Raw genomic sequence first — 19,818 nt, 5'->3', positions numbered from 1 at the left:
GAACTCCAAGCGCAGGCGGGAGCCATGGCTCACTAACGTCAACGCATGACGCCGGGCAGCCCCGGTGCGGGATTGAGCTGGCTGCTGCGCTTCACTTCGAACGTGCGCTGCCGCGCTTCGTCCGGCGTGGCGACGACCGTGCCCTCGAGCGTGTAGGCGATGCTGCGGCCACCGGCGAGTGCGTCGGCCACGGCCAGCTTGGCCGCGGCCTGTGGGGTGAAGACCGTGGTCACCACGTCCGCGGACTCCGGCCCGATCGAGATCGCCGGCTGCGCGGTGACATGCCCGGCCTGGCTGTCGCCGACCGAGAGCGCGAGGTCGACCGAGTCGAAGCGCATCGGAATGCTGCTGAAGTTTTCGATCCGCAGGTCCACCGCCCAGCGTCCATCGGCGCGCACGGTGAGTTGCTGGATCTGCGCCGAGGGTTCCGACACACGGCGGACCAGGCCGCTGGCACAGCCCGCCAGCAGGGATGTCATCAGCAGCGCGCCCACCGTAGTGCGCATCATCAGTCGTGCCTTCATACCGCTCCTGCTGTGAGGCTCAGGGAGCAGCGAGGATACAACGCGCGAAAAGAATGAAGCCCGCCACTCCTGTAGCGGGCTTCGGTGCAGCGCCGAGGGGATGGTTCGGCGCTGCACTGCAGCCGGGTGTCGCCAGGACCGTAGACACCCGGCGTGCGGCTGGCCGCGGCCGCGAAGGCGGCGCGGTCACTAGGACTGCATAGCCAGCATTGGATCTGGCTCGGTCCGCGCCCATCCGGAAACGCCCTCAGTCGGCGCGGGGGAAATCCCCTGTGCCGGGCAGTAATGGTTTGATCCGAACCGCTCGCGATGACGCGGGCGACGCGCGCGCTGGTCAGTCCAGCAGGCCCTTGCGCAGTGCGAAGCGCACCAGCTCCGCGGTATTGCGCACGCCGACCTTGTCGAGCACGCGCGCGCGGTGGTTCTCGGCCGTCTTCGCGCTGATGTCGAGCGCCCGGGCGATTTCCTTGGTGGTCATGCCTTCGGCGATCAGATGGAACACCTCGCGCTCGCGCGCGGTGAGGCGGCCGTAGGGATCGTCGACCTGGCGTTCGGGATGCTGCAGCTGCTCGGCGAGGATGCGCGAAGCCTGCGGGCCGAAGTAGCCGCGACCGTCGCGCAGGCTCTGCACGGCGGCAATGAGTTCGGACGCCGCGCTGTCCTTCACCAGATAGCCGGACGCGCCGGCGCGGACCAGTTGCAGCACGTATTCGTCTTCGCTGTGCATGGTCAGCACGAGCACGCGCGCCTCGGGCAGGGCCTCGCGCAGGCGTCGCACGACTTCAATGCCATTGAGGTGCGGCATCGAGATGTCGGTAATGACGATATCGGGTCGCGTGGCCAGCGCCTTCTCGACCGTCTCCAGGCCGTCGGAGGCCTGGGCCACGACCTGGATGTCGGCGGCGTTCTGCAAAAGGCTGACCAGCGACTCGCGAACCAGCGTGTGGTCGTCGGCGATCAGGACACGGACGGCGTTGTGGCTCCCCATGGACCGTAAGCTGCGCGTGGCGAGGCGCCGGCGTCAAGCGATCCGAAGCAGTGGCCGGATCAACTCGCCTGCAGGGGAACGACCGCGCGCAAGCGGGTGCCTTCGCCCGGCGCCGAATGCAGTTCCATTTGCCCGTCATAAAGGCGCAGGCGTTCGCGCATGCCGCCCAGCCCGCTGCCACCGCTGCGCAGGGCGGTGTCGGGGTCGCAACCCCGGCCATCGTCCGCGACCTGCAGTTGCAGCATTCCGCCGCGCGCGACGACACGCACGAGCACGTTGCGGGCCTGGGCGTGCTTGGCGATGTTGTTAAGCGCTTCCTGGGCGACGCGGAACAGCAGGGTCTGCAGGTCGCCATCGAGTGCGGGCAGCGGACCGATGTCGACGTCGATGGTCAGCCCGCTGGCCTCGCCTTGACTGCGTGCCAGCCAGCGCAACGCGGCTTCGAGGCCGAGGTCGTCCAGCACCGGCGGCCGCAGCAGCCGCGAGAGATGGCGGGTGTCCTCGAGTGTGTCGGTGCATAGCGCGATCGCGGCATCCAGTCCCTCGTGTGCGGCCCGAGCCTGCTCGGGCAGCATGCCGGTGATCGAGGCGAGCCGATGCTTGATCGCGGTTAGGTTCTGGCCGACACCGTCGTGCAGTTCGCGGGCCAGGCGTCGGCGTTCGTCTTCCTGCACCCGCCACACTGCGCGTCCCAGGCGCCGGAACTCGCGTTCGTTGCGCTGCAGTCGCTCGAGCAGGTCCTGATATTGCTGGCGCAGGGCGTCGATGTCGTTCATGGCGCCTGGCATTGCTTCGCGGTGAACAAGCTCTGGATTTCGTGCGAGGCCTCGAACCCGGCACGCAACGCCGTGGGCACATGCGAACGCAGCATGCCCAAGGTCGCGCACGCCTGGTCGGCGGCGCTGCGTGCGGCGTTGGTATCGTCCAGACTTGCCGCGGCGAAATCGTGGATCCGGAACGCATGGCTGTAGTCGCCGCGGCGCAACAGCGGTGCCGCTTCGCGATACACGCGGATGAGGTCGGTTTCGCGGCCATGCGCCGCGCTGGCCTGGGCCATCATCGCTTCGACCCATTCCAGTCGCAGCGGCACATTGCCCAGCGCCGCGATCGGCGCCTCCAGCGGTGCCACGTTATCCGCGCTGTGCAGGGCAACGCGCAGCTCCAACTGGCGGATGCCGGACGCCGTTGCGAGCTGCCTGGCCTGTGTCAGCGCCTGTTTCGAAGCCGCCGCATTGCTGGCGCGCCCCGCCAGCATCGCTTCAAGCAATGCGGCAATGCCGCGCTGTTCGTTGGAGGCCTGCGTGATCGCGTCCTTGAGTCCGCCCAGCGCCTTGTCGGCCTCGGCATCCGCGTGCGCATCCATCAGGGCTTGTACACGCAGCAGGCCGGCATCGGCCTGGCCGCGCAGGTCCTCGCGTTCGCGGAACAATGCCTCGGCCTTGCCGGCCTCATCGATCGCGGCATCCAGATGGCCCTGCTGCAACTCGAGTTCGGCGAGATTGCGCCGGCTTACCGCGGCTTCCTCCAGCATCTGCTGGTGTTCGGCCGATTGCAGCGATGTCGTCAGCTGGCGACGCGCTTCGTTCCATTGGCCACGCGCGATCGCCAGCAAGCCGAGGTTCTGTTGCGTGCGGATCTGGCCGGTGTCATCGCCGAGTTCGGTGAAAGCGGTCGCCGCCTGCACCAGATAGGCCTGCGCATCGTCGTACGCACCGAGCTGGTACTGGACGAAGCCGATGTCGTTGAGCGCCTGCGCGGTGCCGGGCTTTTCACCGAGTTGCTGCCAGGTTTGCAGCGCGCGCCGGAACGCCGCGAGCGCGACCGCGTAATCGCCGCGTTCCTCGGCGAGCACGCCAAGCTCATTGTCGACCGCGGCCATGCCGGCGCGATCGCCGAGCGCGGCATGCAGTTCACCGGCCTGCTTGAGCAGGCTCGCAGCTTCGTCGAATTGGCCGCGTTGACTGAGCAGATTGCCCAGGTTGCGCAGGCTGGTGGCCAGGCCACGCCGGTTACCGACCGCGCGACGCAGCTCGACCGCTTCGCGGTACTGCTTCTCCGCTTCGGAGGTCTGGCCCAGGCGCGCGTAGCCGATGCCCAGTGCATTGGCCGTCTCGGCTTCGCCATAGCGGTTGCCGCTGCGCTTGTAGAGCACCAGCGCGCGCACCAGGTAGTCGTCGACCGCTTGTTGCGCCTGCCCGGCGAGGATCGAGAACTTGCCCAGTTCGAACCACGCGCGCGGATCGTTGGGGTCGCGCCCCACCAGTTTCTGCAGCGCCGACGTCGCCGCCTTGAAGTCGCCGCCGGCACCGAGTGCGCGGGCCTGGCCGAGTTCGGCGAAGGTGTCGTCCGGGGCCTGTGCCAGACGCGCGCGCCATTCGGCCGCGGCGGCGGTGGGATCGCCATCGAGCAGGGCGCGTTCGGCGCGGAAGCGGCGCTGCAGGTAGGGCGACGTCGGCTTCGCGCCGCGTTCGCCTGGATCGAGCGCGTCGTACGCGGCTTCCGCTTCGCCCACGGCTTGCGCCATGTCGACCTGCAGCAACCAGGCGGGCGCGAAGCCGGGCGCGCGCTGTGTGGCCTTGCGCGCCGCGTCCAGTGCCACCAGAGGCTCGCTGCGCTGGCGCGCGATCAGGGCGCTGCCATAGTCGTCGAGCACGCTGTCCATGCATGCGTCTGTTGCCGGCGTCGTGGTGCATATGGGCAGCACGAGCGGAATGGTTTGCGCCTGGGTGCCCAATAGCGTGGCAAAGGTCGGTTGCTTCACCAGCGTCACGAACGCAGTGCCCGGATCAGCAGCGGTCGCACTGGCCTTCTTGCCGTCGCGCATCGAGGCGACTGCGGTCCAGCGGCCATTCGCCGGGCGCAGGTCGATGCTCAACGTCTGGTCGGCGCCGACGATCCTGCGCACGGCTTCGGCGTCCGGCATGACGGTGCCGGAGGGGTCGAGTTGTTGCAGCGCCTGTTGGGTGCGCTCGCCATCGACGATGGCCATCCCGGGTACTTCGTCGATCGCGTAGCGAAGCAGCGAGGTCAAGGCCGCGGCGCGCGCTTCGCCCATCGCCTGCGCAGGCGCCGCGACCGGCATGACCAGCAATCGATGCAATGGCGCGACCGTGACCACGCCGGCTGGTGCAAGCGGATGCAGATAGCGCCATGCCGCGAATCCGCCCAAGCCCAGCATCGCGACCACTACTCCGGAGATCACGATGCCCTTGCGGGTCGCGCGCCAGTCGCGCGGCACCGTGCGCGTATCGATCGCCTGGATCACCGCATCGGCGCTTTGCAAACGATGTGCGGGTTGCACGCGCAGCAAGCGGTCGGTGAGTCGCGCCAGCCACGCCGGTGTCTGCGGTTTCGCCTGGGTCACCGGCGGCGGCGAGCGCAGCATACGTTGCGCCAGGATCTCGCTGATCGTGCCGCCCTGGAATGGCATCGCACCAGTCAGCATCTCGTACAGGATCAGGCCGAGACTGTAGAGATCGCTACGGGCATCGACGCTTTCGCCGCGCGCCTGTTCCGGTGAGAGATAGTCGGGTGTGCCGACCACGGCACCGGACTGGGTCAGGCCATTGCTGGCCAACGAGCGCGCCACGCCGAAGTCGCTGATGTAGGCATTGCCGTCGCGATCCACCAGCACGTTCGCGGGCTTCAGATCGCGATGGATCACGCCGCGTGCATGCGCCGCCGACAAACCTTCGGCCAATTGCCGTGCGATGCGTGCCGCGTCCTCGGGCGCCATCGCGCCGTCGCGATCGAGGCGCCGATCCAGGCCCTCGCCGTCGATGTAATCCATGCTGATCAGCCACTGCCCATCGTGCTGGGCGAGGTCGTGGATGCGCACCACGCGCGGGCTCGAGACCTGCCGCGCCATCAGCAGTTCCTGGCGGAAGCGTTCAAATGCATCGGCGCGCGTGGCCAGTTCCGGGCGCAACTGCTTCAGCGCCACCGGGACATCGAGCGCAAGATCGGTGGCGCGGTACACCACGCCCATGCCGCCGATACCGAGCATGGCTTCGATACGGAAACGCCCGGCCAATACCGTGCCGGGCGCGTGCTGATGCTGGGCGTACAGGCCGGTGGCTGTGGGTGCGGTCATGGGGCGGTATCTGCGCTCCAGGTAGGCGCGGGTTTATCGGCTTTCGCGTGCTCGACGATTGTCTGCCAGCGCGGTGCATTGTCGAGCGACTGCAGGGCGCGACGCGCGAGCAGATACAACGTGGTGCTCTCGGTGAAGGCGCCGAGCAGTTCCAGATCGAAATCGGTAATCGGTTCCCCGGGCCCGCGTCGGTCGGCGTACACGGCACCGAACACCTTGGGGCCGTCGAACAGCGGCAGGCACACCAGCGTCTTCAACCCGCTGGCGATCACCGAGTCGCGTCCTGCCAGCCAGGCTTCGCTGCCGATATCGTTGATCACCAGTGGCTTGCCGTTGGCCAATACCTGTTGAACCGCGCCCACGCTGCCGGAGAACGCCTGGCCGTGCAGTACGTCGGGGTCCAGGTGCAGGCTGGCGCGGACGGTGAAATCGCCGAGCTTGGGATCGGCCAGCAGCACGAAGCCGCGGCTGCAACCGGACAGCTCCACCACGCCGCGCAGCACGTGCGCCGGCAGGGAATCCGACTCCGGTTGCTGCGAGACCTTCAGGGCCATCGCCTGCGACAGGGCCCGGCGTTCGTCCTGGCGCCCGCGCAGGGCATCCGCCTGGACCGCGTCGAACTCGGTGAAGTCGCAGTAACTGTCGCCCAGGCGCAGCCAGCAGTGGTCGGGCAACGGATGATCGGTCACGGCGATGCCATCGACGAAGCTGCCGTTCTTGCTGCCCAGGTCGCGCAACCGCCAGCGCTCTCCCTCGCGGTAGAGCTCGGCGTGATTGCGCGAGACCGAGGCATGTTCGATGACGAGATCGCAGCCCGGATCGCGCCCGATACGCAGGCGCTGGTCGGGCTTGAGCCAGCGGCTCACGGCCGCGGCATCGGGTGGGTACGCAATCAGGCGTGCCTGCATGGCCGCATCTTAGCCCGGCATGGGCGTAACCCGTGCCGGGCTCCTTGACCGGCCAGAGGCTGGCTCCGGCCGTTGGGCTACCTACTGCCCGAAGTCGCGCAGGTAGGCGACGCTGAAGCGCAGGGTGTTCGCACCCGCGATCAGGTTGCCGGCCTGGTTGTCGACGTCGCGCAGGGCACGCCATTCGTTGGGGATGAACTGTCCGGCACGATTGGCGGCGCGCGTGCGGAAGTTGTCGATCGCGCTGATCGCGGTGGCGTAGTCACCGTTGTCGACCGCGCTGTCGATCTGGTTCAACAGCGCATTGAATGCACCGCGCTCGTTGAGCGGGAGAGCGGCAACCTTGTCGCGCAGCCAGCCGATCTTCTCGTCGATCACTGCGCCGGTGCTGCGCGCGTCGATCAGGATCAGGAATTGCGAGAAGCCGCCGTAGGTCGTGCGCGCACGCACGCTGCCTTGGGCGATTTCGTCGGTGACGTCGCGGAACGCGCCACCCAGCGGTGCCTTGAACACGCGCAGCGAGCTGCCGACGGCGTAGGGCAGGGCGTGGGTGTGGATCTCCAGCCGCCCGGTGTTGCGGAAGCTGAGGCCGCCGGTCGCCGGTGGCTCGATGGTAACCAGCAGCGGCAGCGCGCTGGGCAGCGTGGTGAGATTGATGTCGGGCAGTCGCGACAACAAGGACAGATCGGTCAGGCTGACCAGTTGTGCCGATGCGCCAAGACTGGATGGACTCAAGCCGGTGGCGTCCTGGAAATCCAGGAGCACTTCGGCCAACGGCTGCGTGGTCGGCCCGATCACCACTTCGGCATGGTTGCCCGAAGCGCTGGCGGTAACGGGCAGGGTCAGGGACTCCGGCGTCGTCTGCGCCGTGGCCACCGAACTGGCAACGCAGAGCAGCAGGAACGACAGCCCCCTCGCACTCCGGGACAGGGTGTTGGTGAAGACATTCATCGGCCAGCCACTCCGCAAACGATCATCCCCTGCGACCGCCGCGTCCTTGCCGGGTCGTGCGCTGCCGAGCGCAGCGCGTGTTGCGGGCATCTATGCCACACAAGCCGGGCCAGACTAAAGGGGGAGGCCAGTCCCCGTCTGTAGGGGCTTTCCCTCAGATTGGCCAACGGTTCAGTGGGGTGAGCAGGATGTACAGACCTGCTGTACAGATCTCCGGGGGCGGCTGGGGGATTTTCCGGGGCGAAGCTGGTGGCTCTTCCGGATACGGCTTCGTGAGGAAGGCGCGAAGACTGCGTCCAGCCCATTCCGGGCGGTAAGGAGACCTCATGAGCCGCTTCGCTTCAGGCTGTTCAACTTCAGGCCGTTCCCGCAATGGCCTGCGTGTGTGTGCTCTCGCCTTCGGCCTGGCAGCCAGCGGCGTCGCGCTGGCCGACGCCCACCTCGACCCGCGCCTGGTCTCGCGGCTAGCCGCGGCCTTGCCGATCGACCAGTTGCAGATCGTGGTCAGCTACAACCAGACGACTCCGCTCAGCTCAGGCCAGCTTTCCGACCTCAGGCTGCTCGGCATCGACACCGGAATCGCCATGCAAAGCCTGCCCATCGCGGGCGCGCTGGCCACGCCGGCCGAGATCCGCGCACTGGCCAAGCGCAGCGACGTGCGTGCGATCCATCTCAATCGCGATCTCGAGTACTACAACGACGACGCGCGGCGCATGTCCGGCGTGGACCGGCTGCAGGCCGATCCATCGCTGGGATACACCGGCCGTGGTGTCACCGTGATGATCAACGACTCGGGCATCGATGCGACCCATCAGGACCTGACGTACGGCAGCAAGGTCGTGCAGAACGTGCAGGCGCTGACCAATCTCAATTCGATCGTCGGTCTGGGCCGTGCGACGTATCTCGAAGGTCAGTTGAATACCGACATCAGCTCCGGCCATGGCACGCATTGCGCCGGCATCGCCGGTGGCACCGGGGCGGCGTCGGGCGGGTTGTATCGTGGCGTGGCGACGTCTTCGGACATCGTCGGCTACGGTTCGGGCGCCGTGATCTCGATCCTCGATGCGGTCGGCGGCTTCGATTACGCGATCACCAAGCAGCACGCGTTCCGTACGCCGATCAAGGTGATCTCGAATTCGTGGGGCACCAGCGGTGCATTCGATGCGACTGATCCAGTCAACGTCGCCAGCTACGCCGCATACAAGGCCGGCATCGTCAGCGTGTTCGCCGCGGGCAACGATGGCCCCGCGGAAAACACGCATAACCCGTATGCACAGGCACCGTGGGTGATCTCGGTGGGCGCGGCCAACAAGGACGGCACGCTGGCCGACTTCTCCTCGCGCGGTAAGCGCGGCGAGAGCGGCACGTTCACGATGGGCGACGGCGTGCAGTGGACCTACGTCAATCAACCGACGCTGGTTGCCACCGGTGTCGACATCGTCTCCACGCGTGCGCTGACCGGCGCGCTGCCGCTGCTGGCGACGCAGCAGGACCTGTCGCTGGGCGCGCAGGCGGCGTTCTACACCCACATGAGCGGCACTTCGATGGCGACGCCGCACCTGGCGGGTATCGTCGCGCTGCTGTTCGAAGCCAAGCCCGGACTGACGCCGCTCGAAGTGAAGGCCGTGTTGAGCAACACCGCCAATCCGATGGCGGGGCGCCAGCCTTATGAAGTCGGCAACGGTCATGTCGACGCGTTCGAGGCGGCGCAGGTCGCGAAGGGGCTCTGATTCGCCGAGTCCGCGGCTCGATACCGAATGTATGGCAGGGGCTAGCGGCCCGGCAGATCCATGCTGCCGGGCCGCTTTTTTCATGTCATCGAGCCATGACGCCGTACGCCACGGTGCTGAGGTTTTTCCCCTGCATGACCTGAAGGGTCTTCCGGATGGGAACGAATGTGACCGCCGTCAAAACTCTTCCCATGCCCAATTCCGGGCGTATCGGAGATCGAACGTCATGCCGCTTCAAGCTCCCTCTCGCCGCAGCCTCAGGATGAGCGCTCTGGCCGCCGGCCTCCTGGCCAGCGGCGTTGCCCTGGCCGATGCCCATCTGGATCCGACGCTGCTGTCGAAGATGCAAGCGGCTGCCGCTGCAGATCAGCTGCAGATCGTCATCAGCTATCAGCAGTCCGTTCCGGTGACACCCGGCCAGGTCGCCGCGCTGAAGTCGCTCGGCATCGAGAAGGGCGTGACCATGCACACGCTGCCGATCGCCGGCGCGCTGGCCACGCCTGCCGAAATTCTCGCCTTGTCCAAGCGTAGCGACGTCGCGTCGATCTACTTCAACGCGCCGTTGCGCTACTACAACCAGGAAGCCCGCGAGATCACCAGCGTCGCACGTGCCCAGGCCAATCCGGGCGACTACAATCGCGCGCTGCCGTTCAGCGGCAAGGGCATCACGGTGCTGGTCAATGACTCCGGCATCGATGCGACGCACGAAGACGTGAAGTTCGGCGAGCACGTCGTGCAGAACGTGCTCGGTGCGCAGAACATCCTGGCCGAACTGGCCACCGAATTCGCGCCCGGCATCGTGCCCGTGACCTATCTGGAAGGCGTGCCGAACACCGATCTCGGTTCTGGTCATGGCACCCACTGCGCCGGCATCGTCGGCGGCACCGGTGAGCGTTCCAACGGCCTGTACCGCGGCGTCGCCCCGGGTGCCGACATCGTCGGTTACGGGTCGGGCGCGGTGCTGCTGGTGCTCGATGCGGTCGGCGGTCTCGACTACGCGGCCACCAACCAGTTCAGCTATCGCAACACCATTCGCGTGACCAGCAACTCCTGGGGCAGCTCGGGCAAGTTCGATCCGATGAACCCGGTCAACATCGCCACCTACGAGCTGTACAAGCGCGGCATCGTCAGCGTGTTCGCCGCCGGCAATGACGGCCCGGGCGAAGACACGCACAACCCGTATGCGCAGGCGCCGTGGGTGATCTCGGTCGGCGCCGGCGAGAAGGACGGCGTACTCACCGGTTTCTCCTCGCGTGGCAAGCGCGGCGAGAGCGGCAGCTTCACCATGCCCGATGGCAAGACCTGGACCTACGTCAACGAGCCGACGGTCGTCGCTCCCGGCGTCGACATCGTGTCCACCCGCGACACCACCGGCACGTTGCCCGCGACGGAAGCGCAGCACGACGCCGAAACGCTGCAACCTGCATACCTGCCGTTCTATACGCACATGAGCGGCACCTCGATGGCGACCCCGCACGTCGCCGGTATCGTCGCACTGCTGCTGGAAGCCAATCCGAATCTGACTCCGGCGCAAGTGAAGGATCTGCTCAAGCGCACTTCCACCAACATGAGCGGTCGCCTTGCGTGGGAGGCCGGCGCGGGTCACGTCAACGCCTACGCTGCACTCGCCGAAGCGAGCAACACGCGCAACGGCTGGGGTGGCACGGTCAACACGCTGCTCAGCTTCAACAGCAACGCGATCCTGCTGCCGGGTCCGGCGAACGTACCGTTCTCGGTCGACTTCGCTCCGGTCGGTGCGGTGGAAGAGCAGGCCTTCGAAGTCGGTAGCGACATCGCCTGGGTGGCCGCACGCGCGACCATCGGCGAGAACACGCTTGCGCTGGTGCTGACCGATCCGGACGGCAACAAGTACGGCTCGTCGATCGCGCTGCCGGTGCTCGGCGATACCGTTACCGTGGGTGCGCCCGGCAAGGCCGGTACCTGGAAGGTCACCGTCCGTGGCGTCGGTTCCGTGTCCGGAACCGGTCTGGATCCGCTCAAGGTCACCAACGGCTATGGCCTGCCCGGAACCGTCGAAGGCGAGATCAGCTTCCTCAAGAGTGGCGGCTATACCGGCCTGAATGACATCGGTAATCACCCGGCGCGCCAGGCGATCGAATTTGCCGTCTCCAATCGCCTCGTCGACGGCTACAACGACAGGCAGTTTCGTCCCGACCAGCTCCTGCGTCGCGGCGAAATGGCCCGTTACCTGGCCATGGGCGCCAACGTCCGTCAGGCACTGCCGTTCAACGGCGTGGCCAGCTTCACCGACGTCGCCAAGACGGACGCGCTCTATCCGTTCGCTGAAGCTGTGATCGGCAAGGGGGCACCGTTGCGCGACCTGAGCAATGCGCACGACGGCGTGATGGGCACGGTCAACGGCCAGTTCCGTCCGAACGACTATGTCACCCGTGTCAGCCTCGCGTACTCGCTGGTGCAGGCGATGGGTCTGCAGGGCGAAGCGCGTGCCTTTAGTGGTGAGCTCACCGCGTTCTACGACGGCAAGCGCATCGCGATCGACGATGCGGCTTCGATCCCGGCCAGCCTGCGCGGTTACGTGCAGCTTGCGTTGGATCGCGGTTTGATCAATGCACGCTTCGCCGTCACACAAGGACCGTTCGACCTGCAGCCGACGCTGCATGCCTACTTCGATCCAACCAAGACCGTGACTCGTGGTGCGTATGCGGTAGCGGCCGGTCGTTACCTCTCCGCCTATCGCGCAGCGGAAGACTGAGGGGGTTAGCCAACCCCGCTGAGCGAAGCATGGCCCGGCATTGCCGGGCCATGTTTTTTGGTCGAAGTGTGTCGGGATTGCATTGCTTTGGCGTCGTGCGGAGATTTGTTCGCTTTAGCAGGCTGGCGGCCGTTGCGAGTGTCCTGCAGGCCTCATTTCACGCATCCACCAAAATCATGGCCCAAGGGGCGAGTCCACCGGCGAGGGGATTTTTCGGGTGGTTCGAACCGAAGTGCAGCCGTCCATGGCAACGGGCTCAGGAATGCTTCCGTCGCGCCGCCCAGTCCAGTTCGAGTGCCTCGTAGTCGGCTGGCGTCACGAAGGTGTGGGTGAAGGTAGCTTCCACGACCTCGCCTTGCGCGCTGATGCTTCCCTTGTACGAGTAGCTCGGCTGGTTCACGGACGACAACAGGTCCTCCTCCGTGACCAGGTCATCGCGCTTGTCCACGCGCCCGTGCAACGGCCCGCCGATATAGGTAATCAGCATTTTCCGCTCCCAGCAGTAGTCCCGCTCTTGCTTCTGACTACGGGAGACGGCGCCTTCTACGGACACCGTGGCGATGATCCGATGCAGTCCGGCTTATTGCCAAGGCGCCAGGATTTTTTTGCGGGAGTCATTTTTCGGAGCGCAGGCTAAGTGCCTTGCAGGCCCTGAATCTCTTGCTTCCACCAAACCGGTGTAGTCGGGGAGGGAGCCGAATAGGCCCAAACGGTCACCGCCTGTCGTGTCGAAATTCGGGGGGCTGAAAAGGCGGGGTACAGCGTGACCGGATTCCCGATGGGCGCTCGTTTGACAGTATGAGTCGCCGTCTCACGTTGTTGAGCGTGACACCGATCGCGCAGGTTTTGCCCGCACTCGGCTGATCATCGTCTTGATAATCCGCTGCGCGACGAATTGGGGCATGGGGGCACATGTCGGCGACAGTGCAGGTCGAGCTTGCGCGTGAAAAGGTGCGCTTCGATCCTGTCCATGGACGGATCGAGCGCTGGGCCGCGTGCTCGCCCGACTCGATCGCGGCGATCTTCGGTGAGCAGTCGCTGGACTACGCCGAACTCAATCGCCGTGCCAATCGCCTGGCGCGGCACCTGCGAGCGTTGGGAGTCGGGCGGGAGGTCTGTGTCGGCGTGCTGATGGAACGCTCGCTGGACCTGCCGGTGGCATTGCTGGCGGTATTGAAGGCGGGGGGGGCGTTCGTACCGCTGGATCCCACGTATCCGGAAGAACGGTTGGCGTTCATGCTCACCGACACCGCCGCGCCCGTAGTTTTGACACAGTCGTGGTTGCGAGAACGGTTGCCTACCGACGGCCACCCCATTGAATGCGTATGCGTCGATACGGCGTGGGACTCGCTGGCGGAGCTGGCTACGACCAATCTCGACACCGAAGTCGCAGCAGAGCAGCTCGTGTACGTCATCTATACCTCCGGCTCCACCGGCCGGCCCAAAGGCGTGGAGGTGCTGCACAGGGGGCTGACCAACCACACGGCATGGTTGCGCGAGACCATCGGCATGGTTCCCGACGACCGCATCCTGCAGTGCAATTCGATCAGTTTCGACGGCACGTTGGTGGAATTCTTTGGCCCGCTGCAGAGCGGCGCTGCGCTGGTGCTGGCCGCACCCGAGCGACAATTGGACATGCCGTACCTGGCGGCCCTGATCGTCCAGGAACAGGTCACTTTGTTGAACTGCGTTCCGTCGTTGCTGCGCGGCCTGCTATCCGAGCCCTCGCTGGTCGCGGGACGGTTGCGCTATGTGGCCTGCGGCGGCGAAGCCATGACGGCGGAGTTGGCTCGCCGGCTCCGCGCGGTCGTCCCGCGCGTGCGATTGGGCAATTACTACGGGCCAACCGAAACCACCCTCAACGCAACCTACTTCGAGGTCCCCCATGACCTCGCATCCGATGTGATGGTGCCGATTGGTCGGCCTATCCATAACGTCTGGTGCGAAGTGCTCGATGCGGAACGTCGCCGCGTGCCGCCCGGCGTGATCGGTGAGTTACATGTGGGCGGCGCGGGCGTGTCCCGCGGCTACCGTAACCAGGCACGGCTGACTGCCGAGCGTTTCATCGATCACCCCTTGCATCCGGGCGTGCGCATGTATTGCACCGGCGACCGGGTGCTCCAGCGCTCGGACGGTCAGCTTCACTTCATCGGTCGCACCGATACGCAAGTAAAGGTGCGTGGCTATCGAATCGAACTGAGCGAAGTGGAGACGACGCTGGCCGCGATCGATGGTGTCGCGGAGTGTGCAGTGGTGTTGCGTGAGGACGCGCCGGGAGAGCCCCGGCTCGTAGCCTATGCGTCGGGCGTGGGCCTGAAAGCAGGCGAGCTGCGCGAGGCATTGCGGCAGCGCCTGCCTGGGCACATGGTGCCCACGGCTTTCGTGTTGCTTCAGCAACTCCCGATGTTGGCCAGTGGCAAGATCGACCGCACGCGACTGCCGGTGCCCTCGCGCGAATCCATCGCCGAGCGCGCGTTCGACGCGCCACGCGGTGAACTCGAGCAGGAGGTTGCCGGGATCTGGCAGTCGCTTCTGGGCCTGGAGCAGGTTGGCCGCGACGACCATTTCTTCGAACTCGGCGGGCACTCGCTGCTGCTGGTGGCCATGCTGCGCCGTTTGCACGAACGCGGGCTCACGGCGGACACCCGCATGGTGTTCGCCCATCCCACGCTTGCAGGGCTGTGCGCAGCGATGGCCGTGTCGCAACACACAGCAACAGCAGCGGTGCCTGGGGCGAGCGTGGCGGAAGACGGGATCACCTCAGTGATGTTTCCGCGGCTCGATCTCGATGCACAGGAGCTGGCTCGGCTAGTAGCCGAGGTGCCGGGCGGAGCCGGCAACATACAGAACATCTATCCACTATTGCCGCTGCAGGAAGGGATGTTGTTTCAACATTGCCTGCAAGAGCAGGGCGATGCCTATCTGTCGCGACGGTTGTTCGCCTTTGATTCGAGTCAGCGCGCGGACCGGTTCCTTGCCGCGCTTCAACAAGTGATCGATCGGCACGACGCCTTTCGCACGGCGATATTCTGGCGTGGCCTGTCGCAGCCGGTGCAGGTGGTGTTGCGCCACGCCGAACTGCCGGTGGTCAGGCTTCGCAACAGGAACCACGGCGCCCCCGCCCTTCTGACGCAGACCGATCCTCTGACTTGGCGCATGAAACTCGACGAGGCTCCGCTGTTCTCCGCCTTCGTGGAGGGTGACGCGGAGGGCGATGGTTGTACGCTCGCCTTGCTGTCCCACCACATCATCAATGACCGCGTGTCCCAAGATGTGCTCTGGGATGAGGTCGCGGCGATCCTGGCGGATGTGCCGGAAAGCCTATCCGAGCCGGTTCCGTTCAGCAGGTTCGTCGACCAGGCATTGTCCCGCGACGAGTCGGATGCAAAAGCCTATTTCGAACGCGAGCTCGGCGATCTTTCCGAGCCCACCACCCCGTTTGGGCTGGTCGATGTCCGCAACGATGGCCACCAGGCCTTGGAGAGTCGCATTCGGCTGGAGCCTGCGATGTGCGCTCGGCTGTCCGCTGCGGCGCGCGCGGCTGGCGTGAGCGTGGCGGTGCTATTCCATGTGGCCTGGGCAATGGTGCTCGCGCGTTGCACCAACACCGACGACATTGTTTTCGGCACCGTACTGTCCGGTCGCCATGCCAGCGGAGGCGAGGTCGGCCGATGTGTGGGCCTATTGATGAACACCCTGCCGCTACGCGTCAAACTGGCGCAGCGCAGCGTGCACCGGACCGTTGCATCAGTGCATGCACAGCTGGCGGAGCTGGTGGCATACGAGCACGCATCGCTGGTGCTTGCGCAATCCTGCAGTGCCGTGCCGTCGCCTTCGCCGCTGTTCAATACCTTGCTCAACTACCGCCATAGCGACGGGGGCCGCTTTGAGCCCGGCAGTGGCGTCGCCCGCCATCCGAGCCTGTTCGGTATCACGCTGCTGTCCGACGAGCAACGCACCAACTATCCGATCTACCTGGCCGTAGATAAATCCATGGATGGCTTCGCCATCACTGCCCAGTGCATCACTGGGGCCGATCCGGCACGTATCGCCAGGTATGCGTCCACGGCGATCACGGCGCTGGTTTCGGCATTGGAAGTCGGTGGGGGCGACGACATCTCCACACTCGACGTGCTACCCGACGATGAGTATGGGCGACTCGTATTCGACTGCAATGCGACCGGCCGGCCCCTCGGACGGGGGCGGGTGGTCGACCAGCTAGCCGCGCAGATGGCCCGGCATCCCGATGCACCGGCGCTGCGCTTCGACAACGAGCGAATGAGCTATCGAGAGCTGTGCGCACAGGTGGATCGGGCTGCGCGCTTGTTGCGTTCGCGAGGGGTGAGACGTGGCTCCCGAGTCGGCGTGTGTCTACCGCGCGGCACCGGGATGGTGGTTACGCTACTGGCGATTCTGCGGGCGGGCGGTGCCTATGTGCCGCTTGATCCCGAATACCCTCGGGCGCGTCTGGAATACATGTCCGGCGATGCGGCGTTGGATCTGATGGTGGACATCTCGGGGCGATGGGAGTCGATCGTGCCCCCGGAGCGCACATTGCATCTCGCGGACCTGGTTGCGGATGCGGACGACGGGACCGACATCGAGTGGGCTGCGGATCCAGAACGCGACGCGCGCGACGAAGACCCTGCCTACGTGATCTACACCTCCGGTTCGACCGGAAAGCCCAAGGGTGTCGTCGTGCCGCATCGGGCGCTGGAGAATTTCCTCGCCAGCATGGCGTCCACACCCGGACTCACCGCATCCGACCGCCTGATGGCGGTGACGACGCTAAGTTTCGACATCGCCGCATTGGAACTGCTGCTGCCCTTGTGCGTCGGTGCCGAAGTGATCATCGCGAGTCGTGCGGTTGCATCGGATGGCGTGGCGCTACGGCAGTTGCTGGAATCCACCCAGGCGACCGTCATGCAGGCCACTCCTGCGACTTGGCGCATGCTCGTCGACGCCGGCTGGGAAGGTGGCAAGCAATTCAAGATCCTGGTTGGCGGCGAGGCATTGGCCGACGACCTGTCCCAACAGTTGCTCGCGCGCAGCGGCGAGACGTGGAATCTCTATGGCCCCACCGAAACTACGGTCTGGTCGACTTGCTGGCAGGTCCGCTCCGAGCGCGCGATCTCGATCGGCCGTCCGATCGCCGACACCGCGATCTACGTGCTCGATGCCCACATGCGCCCCTGTCCGATCGATGTGGCGGGCGAGATCTACATCGGCGGTGCCGGGCTCAGCCTGGGCTATCACGACCGGCCTGAGTTGACCGCACAACGGTTCGTCGATGATCCCTTCGGCGGCCGAGAGCCCGGCGCACGCCTCTATCGAACAGGGGATCGTGGGCGCTGGTGCGACGACGGCTTGCTCGAGCATCTCGGGCGCCTGGACTTCCAGGTGAAGCTGCGGGGACACCGTATCGAGCCCGGAGAGATCGAAGCCCGTCTGCTCGCCCATCCGCAGGTTGCGAATTCGGTGGTGGTGGTACGGGAGGAAATCCCGGGGGGGCCGCGCCTGGTTGCCTATGTGGTCCCAGCGTCGGATACGCCGGACGCGAATGCATTGCGCGCGCATCTACGTGCGGTGCTTCCCGAGTATATGGTGCCCAACCACATCGTCTTCCTGCCGCACTTGCCGCTGGCACCCAACGGCAAGCTAGACCGCACCGCCCTGCCGGCACCGGATACCGCGCAAACCGCAACCGGTATGGGGTTCGAGTTGCCCCGCGGCGACGTCGAACAGACGATTGCGAACATCTGGAAAGACCTGATTGGCGCGGCGTCGGTCGGACGCCACGACAACTTTTTCGAACTGGGCGGTCATTCGTTGTTGGCGATGCGTGCCGTTGCACGGATCGAGGCGCTCATCGGCGTCAGGATCACCGTGCTTCAACTCGCCACGGGCAGCCTGCGTATCCTCGCTGAACAGGTGATGGCGAATTCACGATCACGAAAGATGCGCTCGCTGGTCGGACTGTTGGAGCGTGGTTGGCGCCGGCTGCGCACGACGCTGTCAAGCATCAGGCGCGCAGCGTGGAATTCCTGAGCTGAGACGGCTTCGTGCCGCTTAGGCCTCGTGGAGCGCAGTCCCCCAAGGGGACCTCCGTTGGGCGTAACCGAAGGGCATTGCGCAATGCGCTGGACGAACATGAGGTCAAGTTCGTTTGCCCGATGCGCACACAGCAGATCTCGTAGGGCGTGATAGGCGAGCATTGCGACGACGCGGTCCGGAGTCGTCGCGGCGAAATCCTGCGAATGCTCTGAGGTGGCAGCGCCGCCTTGAATGGAACGGGAAAGCTGATGCCTCCTCAATTCTTCTGGCGCAATGCTCTGCGTCTATTGCTCGCCCATGCGGCCGGGCGTGTTTGCATCGCATTGGCGCAATGTGCCGCACTGGTTGGCTATCGGCGTCGCCAACTGATCTGCATTGGCGGCTCACAGTAACGGCCAGCATTGGCATGGCCCTGTCATCTCGCCGGCTCTGAATATTCCGCGGCGGTCGTCCCGGGCGGCCGCTATTGATGTGGTTTCACCAACCGACCATCAAATGGAGCAAATGTCATGAAGACGAAACTCGGAACAAACCTTGGCGTGGCGCTGCTGGGCCTGACGATGCCATTGCTGGCACTGGCGGCAAACGAAACCGCGTCGGGGGCCGGTCACATCACCGCGGGGGGCGAATTGCGCACCTTCGCGTTCGTGGCCAACAAGGACAGTGCAGGCAACACGCTCGGCGAATTGCAGCTCGACAATCGCGCGCTCAACGCCAAGATCCACGCAGACATCAACTGCCTATCGGTGGCCGGCAATGTCGCGACCATGAGCGGCACGGTGCAGGCTGCCACCAACTTCCCGGTCGGCACACCGGTATGGGTAAAGGTTGCCGACAACGGCGAGGGCAGCAACGCGCCGTCGGATCAGATCACGCTGCTGCTGTTGTTTACCGCCGGTCCGGGGATTCCGTGTTCGCAGGACATCCCGCTGCAACTGCAGGACATCGAGCAAGGCAACGTCCAGGTGCATTGAGGCGGAGGCGCACTTCCTACCAGCAAGGCCGGCAACCGCCGGCCTTGCTCATGTTTGCGGAGGCCTGCACCGGTGCTCGAAACGAAATGCCAGACAACGGCGATGGAAGATGCATGACCCAAAAACAGAAAGCCCCACAGGGCTGAATGCCTTGCAGGGCCTACATTTCACGTTTCCACCAAAATGGTGGCCGGGGAGGGAATCGAACCCCCGACACGGGGATTTTCAATCCCCTGCTCTACCAACTGAGCTACCCGGCCGTGTCACAAACCGTGGACGGCCGTGAAGGAGGCGGAATGATACGGGGCGAGCGGGCGGCTGGCAAGCAGGATCGACGCTGAACATGGTGTCGGGCGCGTGCGCCGGCGCTGGTGCGTGGGAGCATGATGGCTACAACCCCCACTTCACTGGCAAGGAGGCGGCCATGAAAGCCCTACGAATCCTGTTTGCCGCGCTTGCGCTCACGGCATCGGCCTGCGCGACTGGCGGCATGTCCGAAACCGAGAAACTCGCCCTCTACCGTGCACATGCGCAGCCGCCGGTGCAGAGCCTCCGTTACCTCAGCCGCATCGATGGTTGGACGCCGCTGGGCGACAGGGCGCTGGCGATCTGGACGCGACCCAACGAGGCCTACCTGCTCGAAGTCGATGGGTGTCCCGATCTCGACTTCGCCCAGGCGATCGGACTGACGCACAACTTCGGCACGGTCTATTCGCGTTTCGACAAGGTGATTCCGCGCGTAGGTGCGGGCGTGCCGCAGCCGATTCCGTGCTACATCCGCGAGATCCGCCCGCTCGACGTCAAGGCGATCAAGTCGGCGGAGAAGGACATGCGCAAGCAGCGCGAGGCGGCCAGCAGCTGA

12 protein-coding genes and 1 tRNA gene are annotated in these 19,818 nt (G+C 65.6%); 5 read left to right on the top strand and 8 right to left on the bottom strand.

Features of this window, described 5'->3' with window-relative positions:
- Positions 1 to 38 precede the first annotated feature (38 nt).
- The 6 genes from ACYVGK_RS13945 to ACYVGK_RS13920 all read right to left on the bottom strand — a co-directional run bounded on the left by ACYVGK_RS13945 (position 39) and on the right by ACYVGK_RS13920 (position 7,464).
- Positions 39 to 524, bottom strand: coding sequence for an LEA type 2 family protein (locus tag ACYVGK_RS13945; RefSeq protein ID WP_460734718.1), 486 nt, complete (start codon positions 522 to 524; stop codon positions 39 to 41).
- A gap of 334 nt (positions 525 to 858) precedes the next feature.
- A complete protein-coding gene (locus tag ACYVGK_RS13940) occupies positions 859 to 1,512 on the bottom strand; it encodes a response regulator (protein WP_460734716.1) in 654 nt (217 codons plus the stop codon).
- Between the two features lie 59 nt (positions 1,513 to 1,571).
- Positions 1,572 to 2,288: a sensor histidine kinase gene (locus ACYVGK_RS13935; RefSeq protein ID WP_460734714.1), complete on the bottom strand. Its 717-nt coding sequence runs from the start codon at positions 2,286 to 2,288 to the stop codon at positions 1,572 to 1,574.
- Positions 2,285 to 5,605, bottom strand: a complete 3,321-nt coding sequence (locus tag ACYVGK_RS13930; RefSeq protein ID WP_460734712.1) for a protein kinase domain-containing protein — start codon at positions 5,603 to 5,605, stop codon at positions 2,285 to 2,287. Before ACYVGK_RS13930 ends, ACYVGK_RS13935 begins: the two co-directional genes overlap by 4 nt.
- Positions 5,602 to 6,513 carry an FHA domain-containing protein gene (locus tag ACYVGK_RS13925; RefSeq protein WP_460734710.1) on the bottom strand — a complete coding sequence of 304 codons (912 nt, stop codon included), beginning with the start codon at positions 6,511 to 6,513 and terminating at the stop codon, positions 5,602 to 5,604. The genes ACYVGK_RS13930 and ACYVGK_RS13925 overlap by 4 nt, the downstream gene beginning before the upstream one ends.
- Before the next feature lie 81 nt (positions 6,514 to 6,594).
- Positions 6,595 to 7,464 (bottom strand): DUF6689 family protein, encoded by an 870-nt coding sequence (locus ACYVGK_RS13920; RefSeq protein WP_460734708.1) that lies wholly within the window; start codon positions 7,462 to 7,464, stop codon positions 6,595 to 6,597.
- 326 nt (positions 7,465 to 7,790) lie between these two features.
- Here ACYVGK_RS13920 and ACYVGK_RS13915 point away from each other — a divergent pair, with 326 nt between their 5' ends.
- Both ACYVGK_RS13915 and ACYVGK_RS13910 read left to right on the top strand, forming a co-directional pair.
- Complete coding sequence (locus ACYVGK_RS13915) at positions 7,791 to 9,194, top strand: S8 family peptidase (RefSeq protein WP_460734706.1); 1,404 nt, start codon at positions 7,791 to 7,793, stop codon at positions 9,192 to 9,194.
- Positions 9,195 to 9,456: 262 nt separating this feature from the next.
- Complete coding sequence (locus tag ACYVGK_RS13910; RefSeq protein WP_460734703.1) at positions 9,457 to 11,928, top strand: S8 family serine peptidase; 2,472 nt, start codon at positions 9,457 to 9,459, stop codon at positions 11,926 to 11,928.
- Positions 11,929 to 12,184: 256 nt separating this feature from the next.
- Here ACYVGK_RS13910 and ACYVGK_RS13905 read toward each other — a convergent pair whose 3' ends face one another.
- Entirely contained in the window at positions 12,185 to 12,415 is a 231-nt protein-coding gene (locus ACYVGK_RS13905; RefSeq protein ID WP_460734701.1) for a hypothetical protein, read from the bottom strand.
- Positions 12,416 to 12,840: 425 nt separating this feature from the next.
- On the opposite strand from ACYVGK_RS13905, the gene ACYVGK_RS13900 reads away from it, so the two are divergent.
- Both ACYVGK_RS13900 and ACYVGK_RS13895 read left to right on the top strand, forming a co-directional pair.
- Positions 12,841 to 17,976 carry an amino acid adenylation domain-containing protein gene (locus ACYVGK_RS13900; protein WP_460734699.1) on the top strand — a complete coding sequence of 1,712 codons (5,136 nt, stop codon included), beginning with the start codon at positions 12,841 to 12,843 and terminating at the stop codon, positions 17,974 to 17,976.
- Positions 17,977 to 18,491: 515 nt separating this feature from the next.
- The gene (locus tag ACYVGK_RS13895; RefSeq protein ID WP_460734697.1) at positions 18,492 to 18,956 is read left to right on the top strand and encodes a hypothetical protein; all 465 of its coding nucleotides are present in this window, start codon (positions 18,492 to 18,494) and stop codon (positions 18,954 to 18,956) included.
- 184 nt (positions 18,957 to 19,140) lie between these two features.
- On the opposite strand, the gene ACYVGK_RS13890 is transcribed toward ACYVGK_RS13895, so the two are convergent.
- A tRNA-Phe gene (locus ACYVGK_RS13890) sits at positions 19,141 to 19,216 on the bottom strand.
- Between the two features lie 164 nt (positions 19,217 to 19,380).
- Here ACYVGK_RS13890 and ACYVGK_RS13885 point away from each other — a divergent pair.
- Entirely contained in the window at positions 19,381 to 19,818 is a 438-nt protein-coding gene (locus ACYVGK_RS13885; RefSeq protein ID WP_460734695.1) for a DUF6491 family protein, read from the top strand.

It is taken from the genome of Lysobacter tyrosinilyticus (genome assembly GCF_054779815.1).
The sequence above is the reverse complement of the archived record's forward strand: the minus strand, read 5'-3'. Positions and strand labels throughout refer to the sequence as shown.